The organism is Fibrobacter sp. UWB5 (genome assembly GCF_002210295.1).
Lineage (GTDB): Bacteria > Fibrobacterota > Fibrobacteria > Fibrobacterales > Fibrobacteraceae > Fibrobacter.
Genome location: NZ_MWQH01000011.1, coordinates 36,971 through 52,480 on the forward strand (window position 1 = coordinate 36,971; position 15,510 = coordinate 52,480).

Here is a 15,510-nt window from a genome sequence, read left to right on the forward strand (position 1 = left end):
AGTTGGCAGAACTTAGAACTTAGTGATTAACTAGAATCGAATGCCAAGCGTCAAGTAGTGGTAGCCACCATCAAACGCTTTTTTGGGGCTGTAGGCGTAATCGAAATGCGCCATACCGATAGCAACGCCAAGGCCGGCACTGATACCGTCTTCGGTATCGGGGCGCGCCGCGTAGCCCATACGGAACGCGAGCAAGTCAGCGTAAGTCAGTTCGCCACCGAATCGCCATTCGGGGTCCTGCATATCGGCGCGGCGGTAAGCGTCGGCAGACACATGCAAGTTCCAATTGCTCTGCAAGTCAAAGAACTTTGCAATCGGCAAAATGCCCGTAATGCCTGCCTGCAATGCCATCGGGGCAGTTTCATCTTCGCCGTCGTAGTCGCTCATGTAGCCAAAGTTCGTAAGGGTCGCGCCAAAGGCAAAGTATTCATTCACATGGTAGGCGCCACCCACATCGCCAAGGAACGCAATCGCCGATTCGTCATCAATCGTCTGCACACTCAAACGCGCCGACGTTGCCCAGTTAAAAACCTTGCTGCGGTTACCGAGGCCCGCCGAGAGCGACCAGGCGTAGGCACCGTATTCCGACGTCTTGAAACCTTCTTCGTCGCGGCCCTCGATGCCATCGTAACCCAAGAATTCAAAACCTGCCGACGCCGTGAGCGGGAATTTCCAGAATTCGAACGGGAGCGCCAAATACGCCGTCGTAAAATCGTCGGCCGTCATTTCCGGGAAAATGACATGGTTAATGCCCGCCTCGGCCTCTTGAACCGCGGACATAGCCAGCGGGTTACGCGAAATTTCAGAAGCATTCGCCGCATCGGCAACACCCGCGCCCGAAAGGCCGGCAGTCCTAGCCGACGCATGCATCGAAAGGAACTTCATCGATACCCCGCCCGCATCTACGTTCCAATGCTCCCCGGCAAACACAAGGGAACATGCAACAAGACTTATAGCGAGGATCTTCTTATTCATGCCCTATAAGATACAAAATTTCGGATTTATTCTTCTAGCCGGTTATAGCGATTCACTGCAGAACTATAGCTCGCATGAGACACAGCCATCATTGTAGCCCCAAACGGAATGGCAACAATGCCTCCCATCATCAGAAAATGGCCATAATTCTTGTCATTCACCATGGCTACACCACCCGTCGCAATCAAGGCTGCTGAGGCGACCGCCAAAAATACTCCCGCTGCATTCATCTTCTTGCTCGTCTGCAATTGCGATTTAGCCTTTTCGCGCTCCATCAAGGCCTCTTGAATATCACGGCCCACGTTATAGCTATCCACCTTCATGTTCTGCACTTCGTAATATTCAAAGAATGACAGCCATAAAAGCGGGGCCATGGCAGCGCTACTTACCAAAACGTACTTTCCGCCTTTCTGCGACGCACTTAAGCTTCCGGTAATCAAAGAAAGCAGTTCAAGCGTCACCATCGATATGCCAGAATATTTCCAGAACTTGCCTTTAAAGCGATAGGAATCGTACCACTCTTCGCCATCAAACAAAGGTTCGATTTCATCAATAGAGGCCTTCTTGCCATCCAGCGTATAGTCCCAACCCACGCCAAGTAAAACCAAAGGCGAACCAAACTCATACGCCATTATATGACGGTCACTGGTATCTTTTGCAGCAGGCAACACCTGCGCATACACCGCACACGGAATCAAGACAAGGAACAATACTTTTATCAGGGATTTTATCACCACCCAAATCTAACAAATTAACAATCTTGTGTAAAGTAAAAAAATAGTCCCGCGAAAACATCGCAGGACTATTCAAATCACGTTGTTTCCGGCTTATTGCACATCGCAACCGGCGCTCGGGTTGACCCAACCGTCTTCCGGAGGAGCCTCGCCCGCCTTCCAGCAATGGAGCGTATCGAGCACGTCGCCTTCCTTGAAAGTGGACCAGTCCGTCACCTTCTTATAGTTGTTTTCCAGCGAGGTGTTGTATCGGCTCATGTAATGGTCAATCAAGTACTGCGGGCATTCCACTTCTTCGATGTAGTAAGTCGGATTGTCTGCTGCCATGTACCAGTCGGCAAACCAGTGGCAACCGCGCAAGAGATTCGGGAGGCCGGCATCAGCAAAAGCGGCGTCGCACATATCCTTGACACAAGTCTGATAACATTCCAAGGAACCTTCGGTACCGCAGTTGACGTTTTTCTGGCATTCGGTCAAGAATCCGCCAAAGCCTGCGCCCCAGTTAAAGTCGCTGCCCTTGTTCACCTGAGTAGAGAGAGCGTCAAAGGCGCCCACGCCACCGCCCGGAACCATCAAGTCAAACTGACCTGCCGGAAGATCCGGATTACCGCCTGCCACATCCATACCGATGTTAGAGGCCATCACCACCAGATGCTTACCCTTAAGTGCCTTATGAGTCGCCTTGGGCGGGTTCATCTCGAACTCATCCTTAAAGTGACCATCATACTGCAAGTGATAGCACTTGCCGCACTTGCTATCGGCAGTGCCTGCAACGTATGCATAGGCAAGAGTGTCGTTCACGGCAATCGGCGCCATGTCGGTGCAGGTGAACACGCCCTTTTCCTTTTCGTCACCGCAAGCGCTTCTGGTCCCGTTGTAACCGAACCAGGACTTCGTTACGTCACCCAAGGTAAAGGTGGGAACTTCGACATCGTGGATGTTGCAGTTACGCGCAGTGCCAAAGTCGGCAAGGAACGCCTCGTTGGAAGAAGTATCTGCACGGGTTTTATCGTTAGAGCTTTCCTTAAGCCAGGAACAATGCGGCTTACAGGCGTCCCAGTAGCGAGTGTTCCAGCCACGTTTTGCCGTAGCGCTAATGTCCTTGGTGTATTCGGCCGGAGGCGCACCGTAAGATTCAAGAGTCGGGAACCCGTCGGGGCCCAGTTCCGGATCCGTATTCACGGAGCCGCTGCTTGCAACAGGGTCAGCGCCCGCACTCGACGTCGGATCGGTAATGCCCGCAGAAGATGTCGGGTTAGTCGGATCGGTAACGCCCGCGCTAGAAGTCGGATTCTGACCATTGTCAGTTGCCGAAGAAAGCGGAGTGCCGTCTGCAGCGGTATTGGCCTGACAGAACTGCTTTACAGCCATGTTCATGTCAATCCAGATATCCTTCTCTCCGTTGATAATTTCGTAGACATGTCCGATTTTGAATCCGTTCTTCTCTTCTTCGTAGTAGTAGTAAGAAGAAACTTTTCCGTCGGAATCATAGACAATGCCTCGATCCGTTCCAGAGGTTGCCTGGTCAATGACCAAGTAATCGCCACCACCGATATCTTCGATCCAACCCGGAGCAACCACCTTGTATTTTGCACAGGGGTCGTTCGCGTTGTTCTTATTGGAATCGCCAGGCGTCTGGGCGGAATTACTCGAAAGATCCGTACCATTGCCCGGGCTCGGCTGCGACGAATTGCTGGAATCGTCACCGCAAGCGCAAATCATGGCAACCGCGCCTGCAGCAAGCATGGACTTAAACAGTTTACGATTCATAAAACCTCTTACGGGGCGACTAGTAAGACTTGGCCTTGTCAGCAGCTAGCTGATCCGGGTCGCAGTATTGTCCCTGTGCATCGGGAGTTCTGGAGCAGGCATCCGTGGTAATGAATTGTCCATCCCCTTTATAGTTGTCCCACTTGTCAGAGTAAAGGACATTGGTTTCAAGTTCCAGGCTGAGAGTCGTACGGTACTTATCCACCAAATACTGGGGGCATTCCACTTCTTCCCAAACAAAGGAAGGATTGTCCGCGGCCTCGAAGAATGTGGCAAGCCACTTGCAACCACGATTCAGGTGAGGCCATACAGTGGAGTCAAATACGGCCTCGCACTTTTCAATCACACATTCCTGGTATTGTTCCTTGGTCACTTGCCAGTAACCCAGTTTCTGCATGCAATAGCTCAAGACACCACCATTGTTGCTACCGAGGTCTTCCGGAGACTTGCCAATCTGCGTAGAGAGTGCGTTAAAGATACCAACACCACCACCAGGAACAAGCAGGTCGAACTGGGTGCTACTAGCATCAACATCATGACCGATATTGGAAGCCATGACGATCATATGCTTGCCCTTAAGTGCTAAGTGCGTGTCCTTTACATCCGGGCCACCATTTCCCATATTGCTGGTGCTGCCATCATACTGCAAGTGATAGCACTTACCGCAACCCTGGTTGCTGGGGCCAGCCACAAAGCCATAGGACAAAGTATCGTTCACCTTAATGGGAGCCATATCGGTACAAGTGAAGGAACCGCCAGCGCCAACTTCACAGGAGCTGGGCACACCTTCCATGCCCCACCAATAACGCTCCAGGCCCTTGCTCAATGTGAACGTGGGAATTTCAACGTCATGGATGTTGCAGTTCCTTACCGTGTAACCCGCAGCTGCATACGCGGCCTGACTGGAGGTATCCACATTATCCATCCAACTGCAGTGGGGCTTGCAGGAATCCCAATAGCGAGAGTTCCATCCCTTTTGGGTCGTGCCTGCCGCCAGGAGGTTCTTATAAGATGCAACAGGATACTTCTTGATGTCTTCTTCGGGGTTGCCGCTCGGCTTGACAGGTTCCACGCTGCTGGAGCTGGTTTCTACAGGTTCGGTGCCTGCGCTAGAAGTCGGGTCGGTCGGATCCGTGACACCTGCAGAAGATGTCGGATCCGTCGGATCGGTCGGGTCCGTAACGCCCGCAGAAGACGTCGGGTTCGTCGGATCGGTCGGGTCCGTGACGCCTGCAGAAGATGTCGGGTTTGTCGGATCGGTCGTCACAGACGAAGAACTAAACTTTTCGATGACGCCCGTTTGCGGGTCAACAGCCGCATTTGCCGGGCACATGGTAAGGTCGGCCAAGTTGACATTCTGCGCAAGAGGAGCGCCGTTCAAATCCATCACGATACCGGCATCAAAGTAGCCAATTGCATTGCCGGCAAGATCGGTCACGTTACCGTCGGCATAAATGACCCAGTTGTTCAAAAGCCATGCATCGGCAGTTACGACAGCCTTCGCGCAGCCGTTATCGGCAATCGGGGTTGCAGGATTGCTCGAAGCGGAATCGTCGCCGCAAGCGCAAATCATGGCGACCGCACCGGCCGCAATCATGGACTTGAATAATTTACGTTTCATACATCCTCTTATTGTTTTTCAATTCTAAAAATAAATTCTGTTGCCCGATTTTCAAAGCAAAATCAAATTACTAAATCATTATATGTTCCCGAAATGTGCACAAAGCCCCGAAATATGAGAACTGCGTCACGCAAAATTACTCGGGGCTTTGACGACTATTCCGAGCAGGTTGTATTTTAACCTGCCCTTCATAGTCGCATACCGCAAAAAAAAGACTTGCAGCGAATGCAAGCCTTTTAAATTCTCTTGTTACGAGAGGATTAGTCGCGGAACTTCACCTGCTTGGTGCCCTTCACGACTTCGCCGATCTGCACCCACTTTTCGCCCTTGGCTTCAAGGTGAGCGGTGACTTCGGCCTTGTCAGCCGGGTCGATGAAGATGAGCATGCCCATACCCATGTTGAAGGTAGAGTACATTTCGTCCTTTTCGACAGAGCCGGCCTGCTGGATGAGCTTGAAGATCATCGGAGGATCCCACGTGGTGCGGTCGATAATCACGTCGACATCGTCCGGCAAGATACGCGGAATGTTGCCCTGGTAGCCAGAACCCGTGATGTGTGCGAGGCCCTGAATAATCTTCTTGTTGCAAAGATCGATGAGGCTCGGATAGTAGCTGCGGTGCGGCACGGCGAGAGCTTCGCCGATGGACTTGTCCATGCCGTCGACCATGGTGTCGACCTTGTAGCCGGCCACGTCGAAGAGCACCTTACGGGCCAAGGAATAACCATTGGTATGAAGACCGGTAGAAGGCAGACCGAGAATGATGGTACCCGGCTTGATCTTCTTGCCATCGATGATGTTTTCGCGTTCCACGACACCCACGATGGTGCCGGAAATATCGTAGTCGCCCGGACCGTAGAAGCCCGGCATTTCAGCAGTTTCACCGCCGATCAACACGAGGTCGTTTTCGCGACAAGCCTTGGCCATACCGGCAACGAGCTTGTCCATGACACCCGGTTCCAAACGGCCGGTAGCCACGTAGTCCAAGAAGAACAGCGGACGTGCGCCCTGCACCAGAATGTCGTCGCAGCAGTGGTTCACGATATCCTGACCCGGAAGTTCGTGCGTACCCATTTCGATGTCGACCTTGAGCTTGGTGCCCACGCCGTCCACGGAGCTCACGAGCACGGGATCCTTCATGCCGAGGTGGTTCAGCGTAAAGAGGCCGCCGAAGTTACCCACGTCGCCCAAAACGCCCTGGTTGAATGTAGTACGTACGGATTTCTTGACACCGACCATTGCTTCGTCGGCACGTGCCAAGGACACTCCTGCGTCTGCGTAGTTCATCTTTTATCCTTTGCCCTAGCGGGCATCTTTTCGCCCTTAACGGGCATTTTGTTTTTCATCAATATTTCTGAGCGCATCCAGAATCAGGCTCGTGGTGTCGGACATCTGGTTGATGTTCACGATGTCAGGCATCAGGTGGGTGTCGAGCTTGAACAACGTCTCGTCGCCCCAGGAGAGCATTTTTTCGAGAGCGTCTGGGCCTGCCAGTTTGCCACACTTGGCACAGCAGATTCGGCCGTCCTGGAATGCGATAAAGCCCTTTTCGCCATTGCATTCGAACATGACCGTTCCCGTAACGCGGCTCTTTTCCAGAGTTTGCGCAAAATCGATAAAGGGGAGCACCTTTGCAGAAGCAAGGAGCGAAAGTCTTTCGAATTCGTCGAATGCCTTGTTCTTTGCACGCAGGCGGTCGGCGACCACCTTGTAAAGGTACACCATGATGTTCGGGTTCTTGTCCAAAAACTTCACGAACTCGTCGCTGGGAATATGGAGCACCGTAGCGCCATCTTCGCCTGCAACCACCGTATTGCTCGTGGGTTCGTTACAAATGATGGACATTTCGCCAAAGCACGCGCCCATTTCGAGCTGGGCAAGCGTATTGTAGTGGCCGTCGGCCAAAAGTTCGCCACAAATAAAAGCGCGACCGCTCTGCAACACGCAGAACGAATCCCCGACCGAACCACCGTTGATAATGATTTCCCCCGGCTCGTACTCGCGGATCTGCGCATTCAAGAGCAAATAGTCTGCACAGTCCCTGGGCACCTGCTGCAAAAAAGGTGTCCCAAGTTCATAGTTGGCTGCAATCCAGTCACCAATACCAGTATGAGTCTTCATGGTCTAAAAGATAAAAATATTATGGTACCAGTCAAAACCCTTTCGGGTAGAATCAGCCCCATTTGTAGAGTTTTGTATACATAGACGCAAATTCGTAAGAATTTCGGCAGGGTACGCGACTGCAGACTCGAAGAAATCGTTCCCGCCGCCGGCGCCCTTGACCGCGTCGTTCTGGTACACGCGTTTTTCCTTGAACGCCTTGATGAACTTGACGCGGGGTTCGGCCATCAGCAAGTCATCAACAGTCGCGAACATTCCCGGATTCACCCACACGTCGGCGCTGTCCGCCACCTGCAAGATTTCCTCGAGGCTGAACTGCAGATCTTGATTCGTGTCCGCGGCCCACAGGTAGCAACCGCCCGCATCCTTGATGAGACGCGCAGTAAAGCTGTTGCCGCCCGGCGCATGCCATACGCCGCCGTAGCTCATACCTACAAGAACGCGAGGGCAAGAATTAGTTGGCAGATGGTAGTCGGCAGCTGGCAGAGAATCAGCAACGTCATTGCGAACATCGCGAAGCAATCCATCTCTGACGTCTAAATAATCTTTCTTACTTTGTTCAAAAATCGAATCCGCAAGCGCCTCGACACCGAACAGGCGCCCGAACAGCTTGATCCACTCGGCCTTCGCGAGCGGGCTCCGTTCCTGCCATTCCGACGTAAGCATCAGCGAAAGCCCGATGGCGCCAATGCGCTCGTAGTCGTCCATGCCGCCGCCAGTCGCAAAGTCGAACACCAGGTCGGGCTTTGTCGCCATCAGCTTCTCGAGCGAAAGCGTAGGCCCGTTACCGACCTCGGCCACTTCGCCCGCGGCGACGCGCGCATAAAGAACGCTATCGACCAGGTAGCGCCCCTCGCCCACCGCCACGATGCGGTCGCGCAGCCCGAGGCGCAGCATGTAGCCCACCTGCGACGACGAAAGCGCCACCACGCGCTTAAGCGGCTCGCCCAGCTTGAATCGCTTGATCAAGGTATCGCGGCCCACGATCGAGCGGATTTCGGCGTAATCTTCGCCGCAAAGCTTGCCGATTTTCAGGTTTTCGCTAAATTCCAGCGACGGAAGTTCGCCACAATCGGCCGTTTTCCCGCCGCCTTCGGCCTCGTTTTTGCAGCCCGACAGCCCAAAGGCCGAAAATGCCATAAAAAGCCCGAAGGCAGCGCTTGCGACCATTTTTCCACAAAAATTCAACATCCTAGCTCCTAAAAAAGCACGTAAATCGTTGATTTTTAACGTCTTATGAAAATTTCCGATGCAATTTTCCTAAACATAATGTATTTTATAGCCTAGATATTAGCAATGGAATCTTTTATGAAAACAAAGATAGCCTCTTTTTTGAGCATTGTTGCTCTCAGCTTGCTCACCCTCGCAACCGGCTCGTTTGCCGAAGAAGAAGAAGGGTTTTACGAAAAGGACCACGTCCGTGGGTTCATTTCTATTGGCGCCGACTACCGCGGCATGCGCAAGGAATTCCAGCGCTACGTGAACAATACGGCCTTCCAGAACTTCGGTCACCGCGTCAAGTACGCCGTCCCCGATAGCACAGGCAATGTCGATACAGTCCAAACGACTTCGTACGGCGCATTCAGATACGACAAGTTCGATGACTGGTACCTGGGACTCCACGTAAACGTAGGTGCCCAGTACAAGCAGTTCATGACCTGGATCGACTTCAACTTCATGCCCTCCCAGGTGTCCGAACGCAAGGCCGACTGGTATACCGCAGATATTCCCGCAACCGCACTGCCCGAAGGTTCATACGCCGTCACAGACGATTATTTCCCGCTTTACGACGTCGAATGGTTCGCTTACGGCGCCGACTGGATGTTCGCATGGAAGCTCTTCGGCGAAAATGCGCCGATCAACCTGATTCCGGCAATCGGCTTCGGTTTCAACCTCATCAACTTCCACTTCGCCTCCCACTTCGACCATTACGAAAAGGGCAACGAAGACCACGTGGAAACCGTCCGCGACCGTTTCTACAGCACGTTCGCAACGACGGTCAACTCCGAACTTGAACTCCGCATCGAACTCGGTCGTTTGGCTCTGGGCGGCTACATCGGTTACCGTTTCATCCGCTATAACGACCTCGACGTCGAAGGCTTTACCATTCAGTACGGCGCAGTCCCGAACGGCACGGACAACGTCGGCGATACCTACTACCTCGGTCTTCGCCTGACGTGGTACTTCCTTTCTCAATGGGAAAAGAAACAAGCGGATAAATTGTAATAAAGGCTTTTTGCTAAAATCGCCCCGCACAAAGCGGGGCTTTTTTGTATTTAATTAAGGCGGCGAGGCGCGTGAGGATCGCGCCCCACCGCCACCTTCGGTCGAGGATTACGCCCTTTGCTGAACGCGTGCTCGCGCTTGAAGAAAAACCCGCAGGGGGCATCGCCGTTCGGATTGGAATCCAGAATTTTTTCCATGGCCACGTAATGGGCGCAGGTGCGCCTCAAGCACGAATCCGTTTTCCAGCGGACCATGTATTTCGCCTTCGGGTAAATGAATTCCCAACCCAGCACCAGTGTAGGAACCCCAAGCAACCGCAACCTGTCGGGGAGTGGCGCGTACTCGCCCTGTGTAGATAAAAGCACCACGGCATCGAGCTTGCGGTACATGGCAAACAGCAGCGCATCTTCCATGAGCAACATGTTCGGGCCCACGCAACCGCTCTCCGCGGGGTTATTAAAATGCACGCTGTAACCGGCATCCATCAAGGTCTGCTCCAGCCTGAACACGCCCTCACGGTCGCGCGCGAACACATGCGGGTCGCGGTACGGGTGGTAATAGTGCGACTCCATTTGCAACTCGCGGTACTTGCCGCCCTCGAAGTAGCGTATCGCCTGCGATTCGACCCAGAGCCTTAAACTCCTGAAGTCCAGGCTCGAATGGAAACGGTGAACGTTGCGGTAATAATCGTTCACCTTTTTCAGGGTAAAGCCATCCAGGAAAAATCCTATGCGGAGCGGTTGCGGCATAATACCTCCATAAAAGACGTGCCTCTTACTAACACGCTTTTTTTGGGGTACCTAATACCAATTTCAGATGTTAAATTTTCTATACAAACTATCGCGTGGCATTTTGCGCGATACACTTGCGTCGACACAACCTTAGAGCAATTTACGCTTCTTCAGATCGTCCATGAGCGAGCCCGGCATCCAGTCCTTGAGTTCCTTGAACTTCGGGTCGTCCAACGTCTTGCGCCAGGCTTCGGCTTTTTCCTTGTCGCCCTTGTCGCTGTAGATGCGAATCAAATTCAACGCCGAGCACCAGTAGCGAATGCTCTTGCCCGTGCGCTTCAGATAGTCGGCGGCGCTGCGCTCGTAAATGCCCGCGGCCTCGTCATATTTCTTGAGGCGGTAAAGCATGTCGGCCTTGATCTGCAGCATGACGGGGTGATTCGGCGCGCGCTTGAGCCCGCGTTCGGCAAGACTCAGGCCCGTCGAAAAGTCTTCCTTGTCGTAATGCATCCAGATGAGCGGCGTCAGGAACAGCGGCCAAAAGCGCTCGGACTTTTGCGAGGCGCTGTCGAGAGTGGCCAAATAAAGATCGCGGTTGTCCGACTTGAAGGGCACCCAGCTAAAGCTCTTGTCAATGTAATAGGCGTAAATGGCAAAGAAGGCGCGAGCTTCGAGTTCCTTGGAATCTTCGAATGCCTTAGCCGCAGAGCGCGTGGTCATTGCCCCTTTGACCGAATGCCCCGTCTCGCCCTGCACGAAACCCATCTCAAAACGGCGCAAGGCATCCCAGAGGCCAGCGGTCTTGCAGCTTTCCAAATACTTGCCCGCCTTCTGGAGAGCGGCCGTGTCGCCCTTGTCGTCGTAAATGCTGATGCGCACGATGTTTTCGAGCACGCAGCCCGCGCCCTCGTTTTCGGCACGCAGCTTCTTGGCAAGCTCCAGGGCATCGCCATAGCGCAGCGTCATGGTCGCCGAAGTCGCCTTGGACCAGAGTTCCGCCTGTCCCTGGGGGAGCGAAAGCGTCAAAGGTTCCTCCGCAAAACAAAAGGCAGCCAGTGCAAAAAGGGCACAAAATATCGTCTTCAAGAATCGCATCGGTGCAAATTTAGAAAATATGGCAACCCATGAACCGCCCAAAATGTGTTGATAAACTATTGATAAAAAACACTAATTCACGATTTATCCACAAGGAAAAATCAGTTTTCGGCGAATTCCCAAAACTTATTTTCCTTATTTTTTATTCCAAATTGGAATATGTCGAAAAGGGGCAATCCCGAGGGTCAAAGGGGATCAAAACGGGCAATCTAACCTGTTGATAGGCAACGATTTAGATTTTGACATTTTGGACAAAAGTGCTTTTTTCAAGCGAATTTGGGCAAATTTAAGAAAATGTTTCTTAAACCTTACACGCTTTTTTGGTATTGCCTGGGCACGAAAAATTATCTATAACTGGTATAGAAGTTCAACAAGTTATCAACATATAAACAACAATCTGTTATGTAAAACCTTAATATTCAGGAATCCAAAAAGGAATAACACGCGACGGAGGTCTTATGAAACTTTTCCATAAAACATCTGCATTGTCATTCTACATGATCCACTCCGGCTTCAGGGCATTCAAGGCCCGCGTCAAGGAAGAACTCGACGCTGCCGGCGGCGGGAACCTGGACGACCTCCTGGACGACGACAGCCTGCATGCCTATTACCGCAACGGGGACTCCCCGGACTACGTGGCGGCATCACTTTGCCCCACCTGTGAAGACGACTGAATTTCTCTCCCTCCTAGAAACAAAAATTCCCGTAGCGCGCCGCTGCGGGAATTTTTTGATATCTATTCTAAGTTCTAAGTTCTACCAACTAAGCTCTATTTCGCCGGGCAGCCTTCGACGGTTTCGAACTTGCCCTTGTTCACGGTCACGATCTTGGTGTTCATGTTCATGCCGCGCTTGAACTTGATTTCGCCGTACACGCCGTGGAAGTTTGCAGTGTAGTTGATCAGGTTCGTGAGGCTGTTCGGGTTCTTGGCCATGGAGCTGAACACGATGTTGGCAGCGTCGTAGCTGAGTCCGCTCACCCTGTCTTCGCCGGGTTCTGCACCCCAGCGTTCCTTGAAGTCGCTCACAAACTTCTTGAGGCCGTCGTTGTTGCCGCCCATGTCCATGGCGGGCACGCTAAAGTAGGAGCTGTCGACCTGGCGCTTGCCCTGGATCAGGAGCTCGCGGCCATACCAGCCGGAGGCGCCGAGCAGCACGCCCGAAATCTTGTTGAAGGCCACCTGGCCTGCCATGAGGCCAGCGTCACCCGGGTTCGTCGCCGGAATGAAGATGCCCGGAATATTGAACGTGGAGTCCTGCATGTAGAAGCGGCGTTCCTTGGCGTTCACGGCGTCGAGGTCGCTGGCACCGCGGGCAATGTTCTGGCGGCGGTTGATCTGCTTGAAGCGCACATCGCGAAGCAGGCTGAATTCGGTCTTGTAGTCGGGGCGGCCTTCTTCGTAGTTACGGAAGGCGATCACGGAACCGCCGCGGCGTTCGACGGCGGTGGTAAAGCTCTGCGACATCGAGGCGCCATAGCCACCGAGCGGGCTCAAGATGGCGTATTCGCGGATGTTCAGGCACTTGGTCGCGAAGTCGGCGATGCTTCTGGCGAGGTTATCCATGGTGATGTTCACCTGGAAAATGTTCGGGCCCATCTTGGCGATACCGTCGTCGGTAGCGGTCGGGGTGAGCATCGGGATGTTCTGGAAGTTACTGCCGAGCCAGGCGGCAACGGTTGCGGCCGGGGCACTCATGATGGGGCCGATAACAGCCACAATGCTGTCCTGGTTAATGGCCTGCTGGGTGCGGAGAAGCGCCTGGGCGGCGTCAGCACGGGTATCGGCCACGCGCAGGTTCACCTTGCCCTTGAGTCCGGCCTTTTCGTGGGCGAGAATCACGCCCTGAATGGCCGCCGCGCCGAATTCGGCATAGTCGCCCGAAAGCGGTGCGAGCACCAAGACCGTCGGCATACCGGCGCCGCGGTCTTCCAAAGATTCAAGCCCCTTCTCGGCGGTGTTGGAGAGGTTTTCGGCCACCCCGCCTGCCACAACCTTCTTGTACCAGTAACGGGCTGCCTTGTAACGCTTGGAGTTCTGGCATTCGCGGCCGATCTGCAGCTGCATCCAGCCCACGATGTCCTTATCGACCGGGTACTTTTCCAAAAGGGCCTGCAACTGGTCGGCAGTCAAGAGAGAGGCGGCCAGCGTCTGGATGGCGACATCCTTGGTGCGGCTGCGGGCGGCCGGGTTCTTGGAGTAGGCCAGAATGCGGAGCATGGCCTCCACGCCTTCGTAGACATTCCCCTTTTCGACCAGCACGATGGCGTTGGCCAGTTCCATGCGTTCGCGGTAAATCGTGTTCACGTAGTATTCCAAAAAACGGGAAGAAAGCTTCAAGGCTTCGTCGCGCTTGTGTTCGCGCAGGTAGCATTCCGTGAGCATCACGGCGGCCTTTTCGCCCGAGGACTTGCGGAAGCTGGACTTGTAGACCTTCTGGAGCGGGGCAATCGCCTCGGCACACTGGCCATTCTGGATTAAATTCTTTGCCTCACGAATTTCGTCCTGGGCAAAAGCGGAAGCGGCAAGCATTGCCACCAAAGCAAAAGGTAAAAGACGTTTCATACTAGGATTCCGCAGCGGCTTGAACCACGTCGTGTTCTTTCTTGATTTGTTTTTGGAGAGATTCAGGGAGTTTAGCCCAGTCCATGACATCGACCCGGAACGGGAGTCCGCTATCGACAAATGCCTTTTCGACGGCGGTCATCGCCTCGAAAGAAAGGGGACTATCGGAAATAACCACCAATTCCAGTTCCGTATCGGGAGTAAGGTCTACTCCTGTGACACGGGCTCCATGCGCCCATACTTCGAGCCCTTCGAAATGGAGGGCCAAGATCCTCTGGACCTTTTCCAAATGATCTGATTCAATACATAAAGCCATACGGGGTCAAATATAGTTAACTCAAAAAAAGTTTTGCTATTATTGAAACATGATTGCGTTCCTATTTATACTGCTTATCGGCCTTGCGCTGATTTATATTAACGTCAGCAGCGTCGCCAAAGGTAAAACAGGTAAAATTATCGGCGCAGCCGTGCTGTTCGTGCTCTTTTTGGGCATGTTCTTGCGCTCTACGCTTATCGGAAGTTTAATTGTTACCTTTTTTGCAGTTTGGCTCCCCAATTCTCTAATTCTTTACATTCCCTGGACACTTTATAGAGTCGTCTATTACTTTACACAACCGCATCACCTGAGTAGACACCTGGTGCGCCGCGTGAGCCGCTACCTGCTCGGAATCACATGCGCATTCACGTTCATATTCATCGGCTACGGCATGCAGCACAACGATGAATACAAGACGAACTTGCTTACTATCGACTTGCCAGGCGTTTACACCGAAAGCTTTACCGCCATATTCTTTAGCGACATTCACGTAGACCCGCTGTTCAACGCCCAAAAGCTGGAACGCCTTATTGCGCAAGTCGATTCCATCAAGCCCGACTACTTGCTGTTCGGTGGCGACTTGGCAGACATTACCACCGAAAAGATGGACCGCATGGGCTACGATAGTTTGTTCAAAAAACTGACCGCCGGAGCGAAAGTGGCGGCAGTTGCCATCAATGGAAATCACGAAGCGTTCATGGCGAACTCGGACAACAGCCCCGAAGAATGGATGCGCAAGGTGGGTTTCGTGGTGCTCGACGATTCTACCGCATGCCTGGGCGGCGTCTGCTTTACCGGCCGTACCGACTACATGGTCGCCCGCGGCAGAGACATTGAACGCAAGCCCCTTGGCGTACTGATTCCCGATTCCATCAAGATCGTGGAACACGTAAAAGATACTACGGATTCTCTCGCAGATTCTACAAGGACGGTTGCCGCACAAGATTCGACCATGGATACCGTTGCCGCCGCCCCTGCAATTACTTACGATACGATTCCGCTTTACCGCCCGTGGATTTTGCTGGACCACCAGCCCAAGGGAATCGAGAAAACGCATTCCGGCAGACTTCCGGATTTCGCGCTTTCGGGCCACACGCATGACGGCCAATTCTTCCCGGTCACCATCCTGATCGATTTCGTATGGAAACTCGCCTACGGCAAGGGTGCGCTCAGCGGCGTGCTTTGGCTCGTGAGTTCCGGCTTCGATTGCTGGGGCCCGCCCGTCCGCTTAGGGAGCGATTCCGAAATTTGGGTCATCAAATTCAAGGCGAAAGAAGCCGATTCAAGCGATCAATAACAGCAGGGCGATTTATAGGTTTTACCTATAACTAAAATAAAGCCTTGACCCTCTACAATTGT

General features: G+C 53.1%; 14 protein-coding genes. 3 read left to right on the plus strand and 11 right to left on the minus strand.

Going from position 1 to position 15,510, the window contains the following annotated elements; genetic code table 11:
• Positions 1-30: 30 nt before the first annotated feature.
• From B7989_RS12850 to B7989_RS12880, 7 genes are all read right to left on the minus strand, one after another.
• A complete protein-coding gene (locus B7989_RS12850; RefSeq protein ID WP_088628874.1) occupies positions 31-975 on the minus strand; it encodes a PorV/PorQ family protein in 945 nt (314 codons plus the stop codon).
• Positions 976-1,001: 26 nt separating this feature from the next.
• Complete coding sequence (locus B7989_RS12855; RefSeq protein ID WP_144265075.1) at positions 1,002-1,709, minus strand: hypothetical protein; 708 nt, start codon at positions 1,707-1,709, stop codon at positions 1,002-1,004.
• 93 nt (positions 1,710-1,802) lie between these two features.
• Positions 1,803-3,479: a glycosyl hydrolase family 5 gene (locus tag B7989_RS12860; protein ID WP_233144426.1), complete on the minus strand. Its 1,677-nt coding sequence runs from the start codon at positions 3,477-3,479 to the stop codon at positions 1,803-1,805.
• A gap of 19 nt (positions 3,480-3,498) precedes the next feature.
• Complete coding sequence (locus B7989_RS12865; protein WP_233144427.1) at positions 3,499-5,100, minus strand: glycosyl hydrolase family 5; 1,602 nt, start codon at positions 5,098-5,100, stop codon at positions 3,499-3,501.
• Positions 5,101-5,360: 260 nt separating this feature from the next.
• The gene (gene purM / locus B7989_RS12870) at positions 5,361-6,386 is read right to left on the minus strand and encodes a phosphoribosylformylglycinamidine cyclo-ligase (RefSeq protein WP_072799985.1); all 1,026 of its coding nucleotides are present in this window, start codon (positions 6,384-6,386) and stop codon (positions 5,361-5,363) included.
• A gap of 36 nt (positions 6,387-6,422) precedes the next feature.
• Positions 6,423-7,220, minus strand: coding sequence for a Crp/Fnr family transcriptional regulator (locus tag B7989_RS12875; RefSeq protein WP_088628876.1), 798 nt, complete (start codon positions 7,218-7,220; stop codon positions 6,423-6,425).
• 3 nt (positions 7,221-7,223) lie between these two features.
• A complete protein-coding gene (locus B7989_RS12880; RefSeq protein ID WP_088628877.1) occupies positions 7,224-8,411 on the minus strand; it encodes an ABC transporter substrate-binding protein in 1,188 nt (395 codons plus the stop codon).
• Positions 8,412-8,528: 117 nt separating this feature from the next.
• Here B7989_RS12880 and B7989_RS12885 point away from each other — a divergent pair, with 117 nt between their 5' ends.
• A complete protein-coding gene (locus B7989_RS12885) occupies positions 8,529-9,446 on the plus strand; it encodes a hypothetical protein (RefSeq protein WP_088628878.1) in 918 nt (305 codons plus the stop codon).
• 50 nt (positions 9,447-9,496) lie between these two features.
• On the opposite strand, the gene B7989_RS12890 is transcribed toward B7989_RS12885, so the two are convergent.
• Together B7989_RS12890 and B7989_RS12895 are read right to left on the minus strand one after the other, a co-directional pair.
• On the minus strand, positions 9,497-10,195 hold the full coding sequence (locus B7989_RS12890; RefSeq protein ID WP_088628879.1) for an NYN domain-containing protein: 699 nt from the start codon (positions 10,193-10,195) through the stop codon (positions 9,497-9,499).
• A gap of 132 nt (positions 10,196-10,327) precedes the next feature.
• Positions 10,328-11,203, minus strand: coding sequence for a lipopolysaccharide assembly protein LapB (locus tag B7989_RS12895; RefSeq protein WP_233144428.1), 876 nt, complete (start codon positions 11,201-11,203; stop codon positions 10,328-10,330).
• Positions 11,204-11,730: 527 nt separating this feature from the next.
• Between B7989_RS12895 and B7989_RS12900 the strand changes: the two genes are divergently transcribed.
• Positions 11,731-11,946 (plus strand): hypothetical protein, encoded by a 216-nt coding sequence (locus B7989_RS12900; protein WP_088628880.1) that lies wholly within the window; start codon positions 11,731-11,733, stop codon positions 11,944-11,946.
• Positions 11,947-12,041: 95 nt separating this feature from the next.
• On the opposite strand, the gene B7989_RS12905 is transcribed toward B7989_RS12900, so the two are convergent.
• Both B7989_RS12905 and B7989_RS12910 read right to left on the minus strand, forming a co-directional pair.
• Positions 12,042-13,835, minus strand: a complete 1,794-nt coding sequence (locus tag B7989_RS12905) for a penicillin-binding protein activator (protein ID WP_088628881.1) — start codon at positions 13,833-13,835, stop codon at positions 12,042-12,044.
• Position 13,836: 1 nt separating this feature from the next.
• Positions 13,837-14,151 carry a DNA polymerase III subunit beta gene (locus B7989_RS12910; protein ID WP_073057116.1) on the minus strand — a complete coding sequence of 105 codons (315 nt, stop codon included), beginning with the start codon at positions 14,149-14,151 and terminating at the stop codon, positions 13,837-13,839.
• 49 nt (positions 14,152-14,200) lie between these two features.
• Between B7989_RS12910 and B7989_RS12915 the strand changes: the two genes are divergently transcribed.
• On the plus strand, positions 14,201-15,448 hold the full coding sequence (locus B7989_RS12915; RefSeq protein ID WP_088628882.1) for a metallophosphoesterase: 1,248 nt from the start codon (positions 14,201-14,203) through the stop codon (positions 15,446-15,448).
• The last annotated feature ends 62 nt before the right edge of the window (positions 15,449-15,510 follow it).

Coding starts and splice junctions, on each gene's coding strand:
- B7989_RS12875 (WP_088628876.1), bottom strand. CDS start 7,220: ATGAAGACTCATACTGGTATTGGTGACTGGATTGCAGCCAACTATGAA.
- B7989_RS12860 (WP_233144426.1), bottom strand. CDS start 3,479: ATGAATCGTAAACTGTTTAAGTCCATGCTTGCTGCAGGCGCGGTTGCC.
- B7989_RS12885 (WP_088628878.1), top strand. CDS start 8,529: ATGAAAACAAAGATAGCCTCTTTTTTGAGCATTGTTGCTCTCAGCTTG.
- B7989_RS12900 (WP_088628880.1), top strand. CDS start 11,731: ATGAAACTTTTCCATAAAACATCTGCATTGTCATTCTACATGATCCAC.
- B7989_RS12850 (WP_088628874.1), bottom strand. CDS start 975: ATGAATAAGAAGATCCTCGCTATAAGTCTTGTTGCATGTTCCCTTGTG.
- B7989_RS12890 (WP_088628879.1), bottom strand. CDS start 10,195: ATGCCGCAACCGCTCCGCATAGGATTTTTCCTGGATGGCTTTACCCTG.
- B7989_RS12905 (WP_088628881.1), bottom strand. CDS start 13,835: ATGAAACGTCTTTTACCTTTTGCTTTGGTGGCAATGCTTGCCGCTTCC.
- B7989_RS12915 (WP_088628882.1), top strand. CDS start 14,201: ATGATTGCGTTCCTATTTATACTGCTTATCGGCCTTGCGCTGATTTAT.
- B7989_RS12880 (WP_088628877.1), bottom strand. CDS start 8,411: ATGTTGAATTTTTGTGGAAAAATGGTCGCAAGCGCTGCCTTCGGGCTT.
- B7989_RS12865 (WP_233144427.1), bottom strand. CDS start 5,100: ATGAAACGTAAATTATTCAAGTCCATGATTGCGGCCGGTGCGGTCGCC.
- B7989_RS12910 (WP_073057116.1), bottom strand. CDS start 14,151: ATGGCTTTATGTATTGAATCAGATCATTTGGAAAAGGTCCAGAGGATC.
- purM (WP_072799985.1), bottom strand. CDS start 6,386: ATGAACTACGCAGACGCAGGAGTGTCCTTGGCACGTGCCGACGAAGCA.